Below are 17,143 nucleotides of genomic sequence, written 5' to 3'. Positions count from 1 at the left end.
AAGAAAGGGGGCCTATTGCCCCCTCCACTCAATCAACCACTAGCATTACGCCACTTCTGGCCGACGAAAAGCATGGCGTACAAGAACAATCGCGGCACCCAACATGCCCCCCAGCAAGGTTGCCAAAACCACGATAAGCGGGCGCTTTGGTTTGTCACGGGTAAAAGGTTCTTCCGGTGAATCGATCATGTTAAACGATGTAAACTCAGCATCTTGAAGATTCAAGGCTTTTAAACTACTTAACTGTAGACGAATCCTTCCTAATTCCGGGTTAAGCAGTTCAGGATCTTTAATCTCATTCAATATGTTCAGTTTTTCAGCTAAGCCTTTCGTACCTAATTGAATGTTAAAAATCTCTTGGCTATCAATTTTCTCAAGAGGCGCATCCACCCCAGCGGCTTTGCTAATACGCAGACTATATCCGACCCGCTGAAGTTCTTCCTGTCTTTTCAGCAGAGTATCAGCCTTGACACTGTCGTATTGTGCAGTCAGAGCCTTTATTCTGTTTTGCCATATAGATTGCAATTCTGTATTTTTGCTTTTGAGTTGCTGCTGCTGGACGAAGTCCATGTACTTCACCAATCGCTGTTGAGCAAGTTCAGGTGTTTCAGCAGAAAAACTTAATGTCATATCTTCGCTTGTTTTATCCTGAGCCTTAGCTGATATGGATTCTGCCAGCTTACTCATTAATGCACGTTCACTGCGCTTATCCGAGCTCCCCTCTATCTCCATCTCTGCGGCGTAGATACCCTCTTGCATCAAAAAAGCCCGCTTATTGTTCATGCTGTTAAAGGCTGAGATAAAGCTCTGATAAATGGCGGGTTGCTCAAGTGAGGCAAATGCAGCTGTCGATGGAGGAGCTCCGTTGTTACCGTTGTTGCTGTTGTTGCTGTTGCTGTTGGACATTATTGCTTGTATTTTATCCACAGCCAATTGTAGGGCAGCGACTTGAGAAACTGACGGCTCCGAAATAAGTGCCTGACTGGTCCATATCTGACGTGCAGTCATAGAGTAACCAATACCCACAACGACAAACACGCTAGTCACCAACAATATCAAGAATTTTTGACGCCACAGCACCAGCACCAACTCTCGCAAATCTATCTCATCTGATGCCGGTACTTGTACCCACGGCTCAGGAATAACTGGCGTTTTTTTGCTCATTTCTCTCTCTTCATTATTAATATTAAAAATATTACAACAGGAATACCATTAAGAGGCACCAACAAAACAAGGGGCTTGGCGATCTTTATCCGACAGTAATAAGGACCACTGTTCAGATAGTGGCCATTTTATCGCCAGATTAGGGCTATCCCATCGAATAGCAGCTTCATCACCGGGATGATAATAATCGCTGCATCTGTAAAAAACATCAGCGCTGTCACTTAGCACATAAAAACCGTGCGCAAAACCAGGTGGGATCCATATAAGTTCGCCGAGTTCTGCATCTAATCGACAACCGAACCATTGTCCGTACGTGGGCGACGCTGGCCGGATATCAACTGCCACATCAAAAATAATCCCACTGATAACCTGTATCAGTTTACCCTGTGGTCGATTGCGTTGGTAATGCAAACCGCGTAACGTGCCCCCGACCGAACGGCTCAGATTGTCTTGCACCAATGGGTAATGGCCACAGTACTGTTCAAACTCATCTTGACGAAAACACTCACGAAATTGACCGCGATGATCCGAAAAAGTAGTGGGCGTAAGGATCATCACTCCTGCCAGCGATGTTGTACGATATTGCATTGATAAATCCATGCGAAAAAAGAACCAAGTGATCACTTACTGACTTTTGATTGCCAGGGTAGTAGCTTGAGAGCTTCCACTTATGCTCGCCCTCCCCCCTCAGCCCACACATCAGGCTGCGTGACCAGCAGTCGAAGCAGGTATTGACCATATTCATTTTTTTCCAGCGGGATAGCAAGTGAACGCAACTGATCGGTATCGATAAATCCCTTGCGTAAGGCGACCTCTTCTGGACACGCAACCTTTAATCCCTGACGCTTTTCGATAGTCTGGATAAAGTTACTCGCTTCAATCAGGGCTTCATGGGTTCCGGTATCGAGCCAAGCATAGCCGCGCCCCATTATGGCGACCGTCAATTGCCCTGTTGCAAGGTAGTGATTGCTGAGATCTGTTATTTCCAGCTCACCACGGGGCGACGGCTTCAGACTCTTGGCGATCTCCACCACGCTGTTATCGTAGAAATAGAGGCCGGTCACCGCATAGTTGCTCTTGGGCTCCAACGGCTTCTCTTCCAAAGAGATAGCGGTACCCTCTTTATCAAATTCCACCACCCCATAACGCTCAGGGTCGTGCACGTGGTAAGCAAAGACAGTAGCGCCGCTCTCTTTGGCCGCTGCGGCTTCCAACTGTTTCTGCAGGTCGTGGCCGTAGAAGATGTTGTCCCCCAGCACCAGCGCGCAGGGGTCCGAGCCGATGAACTCTTCACCCAGAATAAAGGCTTGTGCCAACCCGTCCGGGCTTGGCTGGACCTTGTATTGCAGGTTCATACCCCACTGACTGCCGTCACCCAGCAGTTGCTCAAAACGGGGGGTATCTTGCGGAGTACTGATGATCAAGATATCTCGAATACCCGCCAGCATCAGGGTGCTGAGCGGGTAGTAGATCATCGGCTTGTCATAGATGGGCAGCAGCTGCTTGCTCACCGCCATGGTCACCGGATAGAGACGGGTACCTGAGCCACCGGCCAGAATAATGCCTTTACGTTTGGTCATGATGCTTGTTTCTTCTTTTTAAATTGCAAAAAAAAGGGTGGCTTGTGGCCATAATGCCAGTCAGTTGAGCCTGACTGGCATTGTTTTTATTGGCTTTTTGCACCGCATACTTTTGTGGTATTGCCTTCACACTGCGGGGATAACTCCGCTCCCTTCGCTCCGGTAATACAAACTGCACCGCCTGCTTATCCAGCTCCGCCACCCGCTTCGGGATACTCCCCGGTGACAGGTACGGCAGGCAGCTCAGTTCATGGATGAGATACACCGACGCCATGTGAAAACTCAACTGGCTCGCCGTGTATCCCTTCAGACTCGCCGCCATCTTTACCATCTGGCTGCGCAGCAGGTTGTACGCCAGCAGCACGCCCCACAGCTCTTGCCGTATCCCCGCCGCCTTCTTGCTGCGCAGGGTCAATCTGTGTTGTTGCAGGCTGTGCTTCATCTCCCGATAGCCCAACTCGATTTCCCAGCGGTGGCTGTAGAGCTCAACGATGTCGGTGCCCGGGAAACGCATCGGGTCGACCATTGAGGTCAGCACTTGGCGCGCCTTGCCATTAATGTTGCGGGTCAGCAATCGAGCTTCCACCGTGTCAGGTAGGTGCGGCCACTTCTTCCTCGCCTGTGGACTGGTTTTCAGCAAGACCAGTGCATCCTGGCGCCCCAGCTTGCGCACCACCTCGTATTGGGTGCCCTTTTTGAGCAGCAGCCAGTGCCGCTCAACTCCCGCAGCCTGCCATGCGTGGAGCAGGCCGAGGGAGTAGAACCCCTTGTCGAACAGGGTGAGTGAGTGGTCCGGTGTGCGCGCGATGAGTTGCTCGGCCAGTACCATCTCGCTGACGGCGCAGCTCTCCATGACAGCTTGTACAAACAGGTGGCTGGTCAGCTCCATCTGGCAGAACATGCGCACCTGCGGATAGGCAGTCTCACCATGCTGAGTACTGGGCTTGGCAAAGGCTGCGGCATTGTCCGGGGTATCGGGTGTGCGCCCCATCACGCCATCGACGGCGAGCAGTTGCAGCCCGGCCCAACCGGGATGGTTGGCCTGCTGGTGCCAGCGCGAGGCGGCCTCGTGAAACAGCCGCTCAATGCTCTTGTGGCCAAGCTTTTGGCGAGCTTGCAGGAAGGCACTGGGGGCGACAAAGGGGACGGTCACTGGGCAACAGGATATCGAGCTGATTGACGAGCTGGGTCATGGGGACGTGGCGGAAGATAGCCATACCGATGATGGCCAGACCAGACGCTCCATGGGCATACGGCGGCGACGCAGGGTCACGACATCCTCTTCGGCGAGCAGCGTTGTGATGAGCTCGGGAGGAATGAGGTCAGAGAGTGACTCAAACTGAGCGGCATTGCTGGCGTGGAGAAAGTCGAGAGCATGGGCGATACGCATAAAAAATCCGAAACCAATCAACAGGTTTCGGATTTTCACACAACAGAAGGATCGGTCAATGGGTCCTTAACTGATCGGGATTAGGCTTGTGGCCACACCTTATTACGTTTTATCCCTGCCAGCCAGGGAGGCAGTCACTACATCCCTGGCCAGTGATTTACTTGCCGAGGATCTCGGTCAACATCCGCTCCACACCGACTGTCCACTCCGGCAGCACCAGCTCGAAGGTGCGCTGGAACTTGCCGGTATCCAGGCGGGAGTTATGGGGACGTTTGGCCGGGGTCGGGAAGGCGCTGGTCGGCACCGCATTAAGTTGCGTGACCGCCAGTTCAACCCCGGCCTCTCTGGCTTTGGCAAACACCAGCTGGGCGTAGTCAAACCAGGTGGTGGTACCGGAGGCAATCAGGTGGTATAACCCAGCGACCTCGGGTTTGCGCTGCGCCACGCGGATCGCATGGGCAGTGCAATCGGCCAGCAACTCGGCACCGGTCGGGGCGCCGAACTGGTCATTGATGACTGACATCTCGCTACGCTCTTTGCCAAAGCGCAACATGGTCTTGGCAAAGTTGGCGCCGCGGGCGGCATAGACCCAGCTGGTGCGGAAGATCAGGTGACGGGAACAAAGCGCGGCCCCTTGCTCACCCGCCAGCTTGGTTTCGCCATAGACGTTGAGTGGGGCGGTTGCATCGGTTTCCACCCAGGGGCGCTCACCGCCGCCATCGAACACATAGTCGGTGGAGTAATGCACCAACCAGGCACCCAATGCTTCCGCTTCTTTGGCAATAGCAGCCACGCTGGTTGCGTTAAGCAGCTCGGCAAATTCACGCTCGCTCTCCGCCTTATCGACTGCGGTATGGGCCGCAGCGTTGACAATCACATCCGGCTTGACCAGACGTACCGTGTCGGCCACCCCTGCCGGGTTGCTGAAATCGCCGCAATAGTCGCTGGAGTCAAAATCAACGGCAGTGATGCGCCCGAGCGGCGCCAGTGCGCGTTGCAGCTCCCAGCCTACCTGGCCGTTTTTGCCAAACAGCAAAATATGCATCAGGTACGCTCCCCATCGTTTTGTTCAATAGAGGAATAGTGCTGTTCAATCCAGGACTGGTAGGCACCGCTCTTGACGTTGCTGACCCACTGCTGGTTATCCAGATACCACTGCACGGTTTTGCGAATACCGGATTCAAAGGTCTCTTGCGGTTGCCAATCCAGCTCGGCACTCATCTTGGTCGCATCGATGGCATAACGGCGATCGTGGCCAGGGCGATCCGCCACATAGGTGATTTGCTCACGATAAGAGCCCGCTTTCGGCACCATCTCGTCCAACAAATCGCAGATGGTGTGTACCACCTCCAGATTCTGCTTCTCGTTATGACCGCCGATATTGTAGGTCTCACCGACCACGCCTGTGGTCGCCACCTTGTAAAGCGCGCGCGCGTGGTCTTCCACATAGAGCCAGTCACGGATCTGGTCGCCCTTGCCATAGACAGGTAACGGCTTGCCATCCAGCGCGTTAAGAATGACCAGCGGGATCAGCTTCTCGGGGAAGTGGTACGGGCCGTAGTTGTTGGAGCAGTTGGTGACTATGGTGGGCAGGCCGTAGGTGCGGCGCCAGGCGCGCACCAGATGGTCGCTGGAAGCCTTGGAGGCAGAATAGGGGCTGCTGGGGGCGTAGGGGGTGGTCTCGGTAAAGAGCGGCAATGGTTCACCGACGGCTACTTCATCCGGATGGGGCAGATCACCATACACCTCGTCGGTGGAGATATGGTGGAAGCGGAAGGCCGCCTTGCGTACCTCGTCCAGGCCGTTCCAGTAAGCGCGAGCCGCTTCCAGCAACATATAGGTGCCGACGATATTGGTCTCGATAAAGTCAGCCGGCCCTGTGATGGAGCGGTCAACATGGCTCTCGGCAGCCAGGTGCATCACCGCATCCGGTTGGTGCTGGGCAAACACACGATCCAGGTCGGCGCGATTGCAGATATCCACCTGCTCAAACACATAACGCTCGCTTGACGATACATCTGCCAGGGATTCCAGATTGCCGGCATAGGTGAGTTTATCGAGATTGATAACGGAATCTTGGGTATCACGGATGATATGGCGCACCACGGCAGAGCCGATAAAGCCTGCACCACCGGTAACAAGAATTTTCAACATATTTAAGCGAGTATTTCTGCGATATAAGGCCGACTGACAATATATGCTTGAAGGCTACGCTCTGACAGAGCATTGACCTTGATGAGGACAGAGGATTGCTTCGGCCAAAACAAGCTATTGATGCTCAACATGTTGTCCCTCTGTCCATCTATCTGCTCCGTCATTAATGCAAACACTGTGCATCCCATAAAACATGCTGTTTAATGCATAGGCTGATGACTCTCTGAATTAAGAAAATCAATGTCCTCAACCACACTCAGGATCGGTTCATGCGACAAAGTATTTTTTGCCTGCCATACCAGATCGCAGATCCCGTCGGTAGGATTAAAACCGGTTGGCATACTTAACAGCAGGCTACGGATCTGCTCATGATCAAAGCGGAAACACGCGCTGTCGAGCTCGGCCAAAAACTCCCGCAGTTGTGGCCATGGCAACATCGACTCTGAGGCTTTCATGATCCGAGGATGGGCTGTGCCCTCAACCTGCGCACCAATTAGCAGCTCTTCAAACAGCTTCTCACCGGGGCGCAAGCCGGTGATCTTAATCTCAATATCACCATCAGGATGCATGTCACTCTTGAGCTTCAAGCCACTCAAGCGGATCATCCTGTGCGCCAAATCAATGATCTTGACCGGCTCACCCATGTCTAGTACAAACACATCCCCTCCCTGCCCCATAGCCCCAGCCTGGATCACCAGCTGCGACGCCTCAGGAATGGTCATGAAATAACGAATGATGTCGGGGTGAGTCAAGGTCAAGGGGCCTCCATCGCGGATCTGCTTGCGGAACAGCGGCACCACAGAACCTGATGAACCTAATACATTGCCAAAACGCACCATACAAAAACGGGTTTGCCGCTGCGCAGCTGCCAACGCTTGCAACACCAGTTCAGCCAATCGCTTGGTGGTTCCCATGGTGTTAGTTGGGCGCACCGCCTTGTCAGTCGAAATCAATACAAAGGTTTCAACCTTAGCCCTGATTGCGGCTTGAGCACAATAAAGTGTACCAAATACATTATTGCGCACCCCCTCAACCACGTTGTATTCAACCAAGGGGACATGCTTGTAAGCCGCAGCATGGTAAACCGTCTGGATCTGGAAGGTGCTCATTACCGCTTGCAAGCGATGTTGCCGCTGTACCGACCCCAACAATGGTACTATCTCAACCTGTAGCCGCTCTTGCAGGTTGATTTCTTGAAGCTCTTTATCAATGGCATACAAGCCATATTCTGATAGCTCAAACAATACCAGCTGAGCGGGTTTGCAACGGATTATCTGACGACATAATTCAGAGCCGATAGAGCCACCGGCCCCTGTCACCATGACTCGTCTACCAGAAATGTTTGCATTGATAAGATCAGGAATAGGATCAACGGGATCTCGTCCCAAAAGCTCCTCAATAGAGACTTCCTTTAGTTGATCAATGTGTGCAACACCAGAAACAAGATCTGCCATACCAGGAATAGATAACACCTCACATGGTAGATGATCAAGACGTTTAATTACTCGTTGACGCACAACACGTGATGCACTGGGTATTGCTAGCAAAATCTTTTTGGCATCAAATCGGTCAATCAAATCGGAAATAACATCTGGGCTATAGACATTCACTCCTTGGATCACCAATTTTTTCAAAGAAGGATCATCATCGATAAAAGCTACAGGAATAAACTCCTGGCCCTGATTTAAGGCCTGTTGTAGTTGTCTACCAGAAGCACCAGCACCATAAATCAATAGGATCCGCTGAGTCCCACCACTACTAATGATAATTTTAAAAAACAGTCTTATTCCACCGACTAATAAAACAGTAAACGAAAAATATATAATCAAAACTGTTCTTGGCAAAAAGGCATCTAAAAAGAAAGCTAAAAACAGTAGTAATACCGTAGACAGCACAGCCCCCTGTGCAACAGTCCAAAGCACTTTGAATCCAACAAATCTTAATATTGTACGATAAAGCCCCAATCTCATAAAAACGATGATCGATGATGGTAACAACAAAGACAACATCTGCCAATGTATGAAACTACTGATGGGTAGAGCGTTATCAAGACGAACCAAAAAAGCTCCCCAGAAAGCACATGAGAGCAATAACATATCAATAAATATGCTAATAAGTTTTTTATATAACCGTGAAACATTTAACAATGGAAACTTAATAGAAAAGGTCTTTATCATCATAATTTCTCGACAGCAAGTGATCAGTTACGTAAAATTTCTCAAAAGAAAAGAATATATGATACATAAAAATATCGTCACTAAACTTTAACTTAACAACATAAATATGAGCACATACCATTATAACATCACAACATTTACCTTACATTTTAATCACCCAATAGTTTCTGCAAAACAGATAAAACATTATCTGTCGCAGACACTAGCTGTCTACTTGCACAAAGATCTGAAATATCGGTAAAAGAATATAAATACTTATTAAAATATTCTCGAAGTTCATTGACACTTGCAATACCTGAAGATATCCCCATTGAACTAAACGGCGCATCATTCCTAAATATAGAGCAGTCTACGCTAATCACATGCTTCCCTATTAGACTAGCTTCCAACCCCACAGTAGAGGCTGTCACCACAACCACATCAACAGCATACAGTAGTTCATGTAGGCTCTCTGATTTTTCACTGAGATATACATGCTCTTCCTTTATAAAATCAACATTCTCACTGGGATGATATCGAACTACTAGGTGTGTATTTTTATGATCCTTTACAATTTGAAAAGTTGAAACTCAATGTCACGAGGTAATAATGGGTTGCCCTCTAACTCATTAAAAGGGTGCTTACGTGGTTCTGGTTGAGATGCATACAAAATAAGGCATTGATAATCTTCTACACCAAGTGCCGCCCTTAGCTCAGCGCGCTTATTAATGAGATCATTAGAAAATAATCCATCAAATGCAGGGTTACCGGTAACTATAATATCATGGCCATTTCGACCATTTTTTATAAACATTGCCTTCACTGAATCGTTCAACACGCATATTTTCGATGCGTAATTAGGCTTCCCAATCCACTTTACCTCCTGCAAAGCAAACATATCAACTAAACAAAGACTATCAATCCCCATAATCCCGGCAGCCTCAATAGCAGCCCTTTCAGAACGAGGGGAATTTGTCGAAATGACTAAGTCAGGCTTTAAGTAGCTAAATAATATTTTAAAGAAACGAGTAGGAATAAATGACTGACGGCCCATGTCAGAGTATTTTTTCTTTGCTTCCTATACCATAAAGATAAATCATATCTAAAAAATTTATACCATGATAAGCAATTGACTCATCATAAGAAACCAATTTAGATTCTTGATATGGGCCAACAAGGGTATGGCCATGCTCAGACCAAGACTCATACCCTTCAAAATGAACAAAATTTTTGAAACCAACATAGGGTATGCCCTCATCATCAAGCACCGAACCTGCAGTGGTTAACCCAAACACGATTATGTCGTAAATATCTAGTGATTTGAGACGCTTGATTATAGGTAGCAGCATTTTTATGTGCCCCCCCCCATAAGCAATAAAAAAAATTTTTTTCATTTTTTTCATTTTTTTCATAAACCTTAACGTATAAAAAGTGATGGAGTAGTATAAAACTACCTTATGCCACCTTCAAAATAAGTAGCCACATCAATTTCACAATCCCCCGTTATTTGCTTGCCAACACCAAACTTTATTGCACCATTAATAACAGGTAATTCTACCATTGTGTAGCTTATTCTTCGTCTTTCATCTTTATTTTCAGACCAGGACTCATTATGAATAAAGTGATTACCTATCTCAGTACTCGAAATAAGTGAATAAACGTACCCAAGACAATAACTATCACTACCCTTATGATTCCATGATTTAACTTTAAATCGTAGTTTAATAACTTTAAAACCTACAGGAAAATGAATTCCCTCCGATAATCCAACCCAGCACTGACTATAAAGCTCACTGATTGCACTGTTGCAATTCACTTGAGGGTACTCATCTTTTTGAGAGATATCTCCCACCCAAGTATAACCAAAGATCATATTTTTTTGTTCTGCAGGAAATATATACTCTACTTTTTCACCACCACATCCAGCTATAAAGAAAATAATGCACATCGTAAAAAAAAAAATTAAGTATGACTCTCAAGCTTATAGCTCCAATCATTATAGTGTTTGTCTTCAACGATAAATCGTAGTGATTTCTCTTATTGATGACTTATAAGGTAATCGTGAAAATCTCATCTCAAAGTAATTGTATGAAAAATAACTTACCACCAATGTCATTATAATTGACATACTATAAGAAATCATATAACCAAAACCGATTTTATTTAGGGCAAAAACTACAGGGAATGAAACTAATGGATGAATTAAATATATTGAATAGCAGCAATCCCCAGTAAATTTAAGCACAACATGCATCCATCCTTTGAATTTAATATTCAGAAGATAAATACTTACAACAAACATAAATACGCATAGTGACAATATCAATCGCTGTGGCCCAAAAAGCAGGGCTCCTTCTGATGAGTTGATAGGATACATACAAAAAACCAGTATCGATATTACCATCATAATTTTCACAATGATAGCAACAATAGAGTTACTTATCTTAACCATCGGTTTGAAATAATAACCAACTGCAACACCAAGCAAGAACAGGAATATTTGATTTAATGGATTTATGTAATTAGACCATAAAACAGGAAGCGTCATATTAAATGACATCATATCCAAACTAAAATAAATACACATATAAATACTTAATATTAAAAAAAATGCAAACATGTATGATTTATTTTTTAAAGTAAAAAAAGCTATTGCTGGGAATACTGCATAAAAGACCATTTCATTCCCAATTGACCATCCGCCAATAGGAATGTAATCACCAGGGCTGAAAAAGCCAAAAACAAGAAATACATTAATAATTATTTTTAAAAAGTCAACATCTAACTGGGTGTTAAAGTACAGTGATTTAGCGTATTTCAATAACAGGGTAATAAATACAACAACGATAAATAATGGGAATATTCTAAGTACTCGTTTAACCCAAAAGCCAATTATATCAAACTCCGACCGATGTAGATAAACAATAGATAGACTCAGCCCACTCAATATATAAAAAATAGATACTGCATATACACCTAATTTACCAATAAGACTACTGTTATCAACATGCAACCCCGCCCATGACGCATAGTGATATACCATAACGGATACCGCCATCACCCCCCTGAGATAATCTAATGAATCATATCTTATTTTCAATTCTCCCTCCTTTAAAAAACAGTGAGGATATATATAACAACAAACAAAACAAATATGAAACCAGACCTATCCCTTCAAAGAAAAGCAATGGGACGCTTCCTAAGAAAAATAGAAAATGTCGACCAACCCTCAGCTTGTTATTAAAAAGCTCTAACATGAGAATGCAAGATATACATATGGATATAAGCGCATACAATAACAATCTAGCATGTTGACCATATATATAAGCCACATAAAAAGTACTTCGTTGAAGTGCACCACCATTCACTTCGGCACCATATTCAGAAAACATAAATTCATATTTATGAACGAGTGAGGCAAGAAAGCCAAGACACAGTAAAATAAAGAAAGGCTTAAAAAAAACATATTTTAACTTTAGGTAATTAAACGAACCGATCACTGCTATTGCCCATCCTAAGACAATACCAGAGCTTAAGTTCGCAAGTAATGCCGAGATTACAAATAGAAAAGAGGTGTTTTTTTTATGATAAAACAAACACATATAAAGGTAAAAAATACTACACATTCCCAATACCGATCGATAGCTAAAGAGTAATGGAAAAAAAAGAAAAATAAATGGTAAATAACCTTGAACACCCTGATATTTAAAAAAAGATATTATAGGCCGCATATAAAATACAAAAAAAATTGCATCTGTATATGCAGGTAGCCCTAGTTTATCAGATATGTAAAATGGTAATATAGCAATCAATCGTAACGTGTGAATTATAAATAGCGGGGAGAAACTCTCCCCGCTCATCAGATGCTCGGATACATATGATATCTGTGAATAAAATCCATCTGCGGAATCCTGACCAAACATTCTTATATTAAAAAAGTTTGCAACAACAATATACAATATGGAGAAAAAATAGAATTTAATACCATAACGAGATACTTTCATCATTAGCTGGTTACTCAACTTGAAAGTCTACTGCAAACTCCCTAAACCAAATCTCCAGAGCCATTAAGGCCCTAATTTCGCGAGTGTAGTTTTTAATTCCTGAACAGTGATGTTCATACATAGTAGCTATAAGTTCATAATCAAATATTTTTCTTGCTCTGACTTTTTCTGACAAAAGTAAATCGATTACCATATCTCTAAGCTCATGAACCAACCAGCTGCCAATCGGTACAGTAAACATTTGCTTTTTTCGATAGGCAAGTTCAAAACCAATCAACTCACCAACAGCCTTTTTATATATATATTTAGTTTCACCATTTTTTAACTTTAATGATCCTGGCATAGAGAAAGCCAATTCAATCATACGATAATCTAAGAATGGAGCTCGATTCTCTATGGATACTGCCATACCCATTCTATCAGGCTTCACTAAATTATTGCCACTCAATAGCAGTGTAGTGTCAATATAAAGAGCCTGATTAATACGATCCATGTTATTCGCTTCATCAAATTTCTTTTCAATGAAATTGAACACAGAATCAAGATTCACATGTTTTCTAAATGCCTCTGAATATAAAAAAGATTTCGTATGCTTATTGAATAGTGAAATGCTGTCAAAATAACGTTCTCTAAATAATGCGTCTGAATAATTACGAGTGTCATCGGTGAAAAAGTTTTTATATTTATCATAACCAGCAAAAAGTTCATCTGCACCATCACCAGTTAGTACCATCTTGACATTTTTTGCGGCCAACTCAGAAACCCGATATGTCGGCATAAATGATACATCACCATGAGGTTGATCACAGTGATATGTCGCTTTTGGCCAAAATGATAGAAGATTAGGGTCGACCTTCTCCATAGTATGCTCTGTTGAGAAACGGGAAGCGACTGCTTGAGCAAATCCAGACTCATCATAAAGAGGATCGTGAAAACCAATCGTGAATGTCTTTACAGGTTGAGACATATGTTGACTCATCAACCCAACAACAGTACTAGAGTCTACTCCGCCAGAAAGAAATGCTCCAAAAGGAACGTCAGAACGCAATCTTATAGCAACAGCATCATTTAGAGTCTCGTTAAATTTAGCAATCCATTGCTCTTCCGTCTTTTCTACTATTGTAGTAGAAAGTAGATCCCACCACTGATGTACATGTAAACTATCACGTGTAACTCTTAAATATGAACCAGGCATTACATGCATCACTTGCTGGAACATAGTTAATGGAGGTGCAACATAGTTGAATGTTAAGTAGGAATCAATTGCATCATAGTTTACTTTTGTTTCTATACCAAATTCTAAAATAGATTTGATCTCAGAGCCAAAGACTAGCACCTCATTATCATAAAAATAATAAAGCGGTTTTTCGCCAACGCGATCACGGATTAAAAAAATTTCATCTAGATTCGCATCATAGATGGCAATTGCAAACATACCATTTAATTTTGATAGTGCAGAGATACCATCTCGCTCGTAAAGCCTGAGGATAACCTCAGTATCACAATGAGTTAAGCATTCAAATGTTGTGCCTTTCAGTTCATTCGCTATTTCTACGTGGTTAAAAATCTCGCCATTCTGTACTACTATAATTTTACCATCATTTGAAATAAATGGCTGTTGTCCATGTTCCAAATCTAGAATGGCTAATCGCTGATTACCTAACGCCACACCCGCATGATTAAAGATACCTTGGCCATCCGGACCTCGATAATCAATGACATTCCCCATTGATTGAATAACACTCAAATCTTTGAATGATTTTTCTTTACTAAAATAACCAAAAATACCACACATAAGTTAATTCCCACCCTTAAACAAAACCTGCTTTATTGTCATAAAAATAATTTTCAAATCAAATGAAATATTCATTCTATCTACATATTCTAAATCCAACATTAATCGTTGTTTCTCAGTAGCAGATGAACGCAATGTAGCCTGTGCTAAACCAGTTATCCCTGGCTTAATTGAGTGTCTTTTATTCCAATCAGTCTCACAATAAAGGCTCCTTTGCATGGGTACATTGGGGCGAGGCCCAACAAGACTCATATCCCCAATCATAACATTAACCAATTGAGGTAGTTCATCAAGACTGCTACGTCTCAAAAATTTGCCTACTCTAGTTATACGGTAATCATTGGTACTAGTTGAATATGAACCAATTTTATCTGCATTAGGGCACATGGTCCTGAATTTATACAAACTGAACTCTTGACAATCAAGTCCAACCCGTTTTTGAGTATATAATATAGCCCCTCTATCTGATAGATAAATAATCAGAGAAATGACAATAAATAATGGTGATAAAATCAAAAGCGCAGAGATAGATAAAAATAAATCAATAATTCTTTTCATATTTTAACCATTCACTATCGTAGCAATAGTTTCATCTAATAATAATTTATCCTTTGTAACTTGTTCATTTGAGCGAGAGATATGCTCATTAAAACTATCTAGCAACTTTGTCACTTCAAGCTGAAGATTCATACTCATTTTTAAATCATCTAGGTTACTACTGTTACCATGAAACGTTCGCGACAAAATAACATTTGAAGATCCCAATCTGGCATGCTCAGATAGAATTAATTCAGCTGGTAGAATACCCTCCCCTATGCGAGCAATTCCTCCAAAGCCAAAAGGCATTCTCGCATTAGTTACAATTTTAGCGAGTGCTTCTATACAACCATTCTGTAAAGGCTCAAACATAAATTTGCAGTTCATTTCACGATGAAGATCATTCAAACCAAAATACACTTCCGAGACGCCTTTAACTTTTACTATATCACTTACAATGTTTGCGGCATCAATTGTCTCAATCAAAGGAATGAATTTTACTCGACCAGCAATCAACTCGGAAAATATAGAAACCTCTTCTATAGTTCTAAACATAGGCAACATAATAATGTCTGCACCATGCTCAATAGCCGAATTTATCTCTTGCTCACTATTAATATGGTATGGATTCAGTCTTACCAAAAGCTCTGCCTTTCCTTTCACCTTATTTATAGCGCCCACATCAGTCATACTATGATAGCTAATAACAGTGTCAAGATGACCTTGCCGTTCATATTTACCATTAACTTCTAAATCAACAAATAATCTTGTCACACCGCATCCAGAAGCATACTTAGCAACATCTATATTATTTGTTATTAGCATCAGATTAAGATTTCTATTCATTATTAAATCTCCCCAAACTTTTAATTTCGTCGTCAATGAAAAACCAAGCCAACAGACTTGATAGCATCAATATTAATGTAATGAAAATAGCAGAGGCAGTACTAACCATGGAGTCATAGAAGAAAGACATTATAAACGAGTATAGAACAATAACAGCCGACATTTTCCATAAACTATGGACAGTATTATGCGAAAGAAAAACACGGTGCTTCAAGATAATACTAAAAAGTAAACACGCGGTGATCGCAGCGTACGAAATGCACATTAAATAAAACAGTGACTCGATTGTTAATCGAATATTAAAACACACAATGGAAAATAGAGACACAATAGATGTTGTAATTATCAACGGCGTTAGAGTGTCATTTTTTGCAGCATGCGCCGAGATGATGAACGAATTCAAGCCTTGAAAGACCAGTGATATTATTGCAATAGATAGTAGATTTGAAACTTCTCTAAGATCAGATTCAGATACTCCTCCCCAATTATATACAATAGAAGTAAACTGATAGGAAAAAACAATCATTGAAACAGTAATTAATAGTGAGGAGAATATCACTACATAAATTGCAATCCAGCAAACCTTAGAAAATCTTTCATTATTTTTATCTACATGTAGTGACGACAATTTTGGAAGAAATATTATCGAAAAAACTGTAAGACAAACTGCCAAAGGGAAGTCAACGAGCTTCACTGCATAGTTTGAAATTGATAGCATCCCTTCACCCTGTCTAGATGATATAGCTCTGACAATAACGGGAATAATAAATAGAAAGCCACTACCAAGTACACAATAAATATATTTTTTAAGTAAATTTATGCTTATCAACCAATGTGATAAAAAATTCCTGTCGAATAATAAAAAATTATCATTAGCTATCAAACTACACCAACGAATCATGGCCGAAATAATAATACCAAACGATAAACAGTAAAGTAAGGAGTCCTCTTCAATTTGTCTGCTTGCTAACCAAATAGCTATAATCAAAATAATATTAAATATCAAAGTCCCTAAAGCTGGTAGAAAAAACTTCTCTTGATAGTTTAATCTAGCAGTTGTAATCCCAGCAGCAACCGTTAGTGGAATAGCAACCAGAGAGATTTTCAAATATCTTTGATAAGATAATATATCATTAGAGTCTAATCCTGGTGCAAATAAATACATAAGTTCTGATGAAAACAATGATAAAAATAAAGCGATGATAAAAAAAACAACTATACCTAGATATAATACCTGAAGATAAAATGTTCGAGCTAGCTCTTGTGTATATTTTTTTTGTTCAGGCACTAATATCATACCAAGAGCACCACCAACTAACAAATTTACCAAAACATCTGGTATGGATAGTAAAACGATGATTAAATCAGACGTTTTTGAAACACCAAAAGATGATGCGATAAATAATTCTCTTAAAAACCCCGAGATCCGCCCTAAAAAAAGAGCAAAAGAGACAAATAGACCTGATATAAATAGTTTTTTCATATTAATATGCCGTATGTAACCTGTGGGCATTAAC

15 protein-coding genes and 1 pseudogene are annotated in these 17,143 nt (G+C 42.7%); all 16 read right to left on the bottom strand.

What is annotated here, in order from left to right; all coding sequences use genetic code 11:
• Positions 1-45 precede the first annotated feature (45 nt).
• The 16 genes and pseudogenes from ACTG2B_RS06830 to murJ all read right to left on the bottom strand — a co-directional run bounded on the left by ACTG2B_RS06830 (position 46) and on the right by murJ (position 17,109).
• Entirely contained in the window at positions 46-1,164 is a 1,119-nt protein-coding gene (locus ACTG2B_RS06830; protein ID WP_439995413.1) for an LPS O-antigen chain length determinant protein WzzB, read from the bottom strand.
• A 48-nt stretch (positions 1,165-1,212) separates the two neighbouring features.
• Entirely contained in the window at positions 1,213-1,752 is a 540-nt protein-coding gene (gene rfbC / locus ACTG2B_RS06825) for a dTDP-4-dehydrorhamnose 3,5-epimerase (protein WP_115520844.1), read from the bottom strand.
• Between the two features lie 80 nt (positions 1,753-1,832).
• Positions 1,833-2,744, bottom strand: a complete 912-nt coding sequence (gene rfbA / locus ACTG2B_RS06820) for a glucose-1-phosphate thymidylyltransferase RfbA (protein ID WP_115520843.1) — start codon at positions 2,742-2,744, stop codon at positions 1,833-1,835.
• Positions 2,745-2,811: 67 nt separating this feature from the next.
• Positions 2,812-4,134 (bottom strand): annotated as a pseudogene (locus tag ACTG2B_RS06815) (IS4 family transposase); the annotation flags it as partial.
• A gap of 157 nt (positions 4,135-4,291) precedes the next feature.
• On the bottom strand, positions 4,292-5,179 hold the full coding sequence (gene rfbD, locus ACTG2B_RS06810) for a dTDP-4-dehydrorhamnose reductase (RefSeq protein WP_236290152.1): 888 nt from the start codon (positions 5,177-5,179) through the stop codon (positions 4,292-4,294).
• Positions 5,179-6,285, bottom strand: a complete 1,107-nt coding sequence (gene rfbB / locus ACTG2B_RS06805; protein WP_439996915.1) for a dTDP-glucose 4,6-dehydratase — start codon at positions 6,283-6,285, stop codon at positions 5,179-5,181. The genes rfbD and rfbB overlap by 1 nt, the downstream gene beginning before the upstream one ends.
• Positions 6,286-6,488: 203 nt before the next feature.
• Positions 6,489-8,468 (bottom strand): polysaccharide biosynthesis protein, encoded by a 1,980-nt coding sequence (locus ACTG2B_RS06800; RefSeq protein WP_439995412.1) that lies wholly within the window; start codon positions 8,466-8,468, stop codon positions 6,489-6,491.
• A 544-nt stretch (positions 8,469-9,012) separates the two neighbouring features.
• Positions 9,013-9,498 carry a hypothetical protein gene (locus ACTG2B_RS06795; RefSeq protein ID WP_439995411.1) on the bottom strand — a complete coding sequence of 162 codons (486 nt, stop codon included), beginning with the start codon at positions 9,496-9,498 and terminating at the stop codon, positions 9,013-9,015.
• A gap of 1 nt (position 9,499) precedes the next feature.
• Positions 9,500-9,847, bottom strand: a complete 348-nt coding sequence (locus ACTG2B_RS06790; protein ID WP_439995410.1) for a hypothetical protein — start codon at positions 9,845-9,847, stop codon at positions 9,500-9,502.
• A 47-nt stretch (positions 9,848-9,894) separates the two neighbouring features.
• Positions 9,895-10,392 (bottom strand): hypothetical protein, encoded by a 498-nt coding sequence (locus ACTG2B_RS06785; protein ID WP_323927967.1) that lies wholly within the window; start codon positions 10,390-10,392, stop codon positions 9,895-9,897.
• Between the two features lie 63 nt (positions 10,393-10,455).
• Complete coding sequence (locus tag ACTG2B_RS06780) at positions 10,456-11,544, bottom strand: acyltransferase family protein (RefSeq protein ID WP_323927968.1); 1,089 nt, start codon at positions 11,542-11,544, stop codon at positions 10,456-10,458.
• Positions 11,528-12,448 carry a hypothetical protein gene (locus ACTG2B_RS06775; RefSeq protein WP_439995409.1) on the bottom strand — a complete coding sequence of 307 codons (921 nt, stop codon included), beginning with the start codon at positions 12,446-12,448 and terminating at the stop codon, positions 11,528-11,530. Before ACTG2B_RS06775 ends, ACTG2B_RS06780 begins: the two co-directional genes overlap by 17 nt.
• 10 nt (positions 12,449-12,458) lie before the next feature.
• A complete protein-coding gene (asnB, locus tag ACTG2B_RS06770; RefSeq protein WP_323927970.1) occupies positions 12,459-14,243 on the bottom strand; it encodes an asparagine synthase (glutamine-hydrolyzing) in 1,785 nt (594 codons plus the stop codon).
• A 3-nt stretch (positions 14,244-14,246) separates the two neighbouring features.
• On the bottom strand, positions 14,247-14,801 hold the full coding sequence (locus ACTG2B_RS06765) for a sugar transferase (protein ID WP_103252165.1): 555 nt from the start codon (positions 14,799-14,801) through the stop codon (positions 14,247-14,249).
• A 3-nt stretch (positions 14,802-14,804) separates the two neighbouring features.
• Positions 14,805-15,626, bottom strand: a complete 822-nt coding sequence (locus tag ACTG2B_RS06760; protein WP_103252166.1) for an aldolase/citrate lyase family protein — start codon at positions 15,624-15,626, stop codon at positions 14,805-14,807.
• Positions 15,619-17,109, bottom strand: coding sequence for a murein biosynthesis integral membrane protein MurJ (murJ, locus tag ACTG2B_RS06755; RefSeq protein ID WP_180993789.1), 1,491 nt, complete (start codon positions 17,107-17,109; stop codon positions 15,619-15,621). Before murJ ends, ACTG2B_RS06760 begins: the two co-directional genes overlap by 8 nt.
• Between the last annotated feature and the right edge of the window lie 34 nt (positions 17,110-17,143).

The sequence above is a fragment of the Aeromonas sp. 30P genome, from assembly GCF_051919805.1.
Taxonomy (GTDB): domain Bacteria; phylum Pseudomonadota; class Gammaproteobacteria; order Enterobacterales; family Aeromonadaceae; genus Aeromonas; species Aeromonas veronii.
This window is presented reverse-complemented; position numbering and strand designations above follow the sequence as displayed.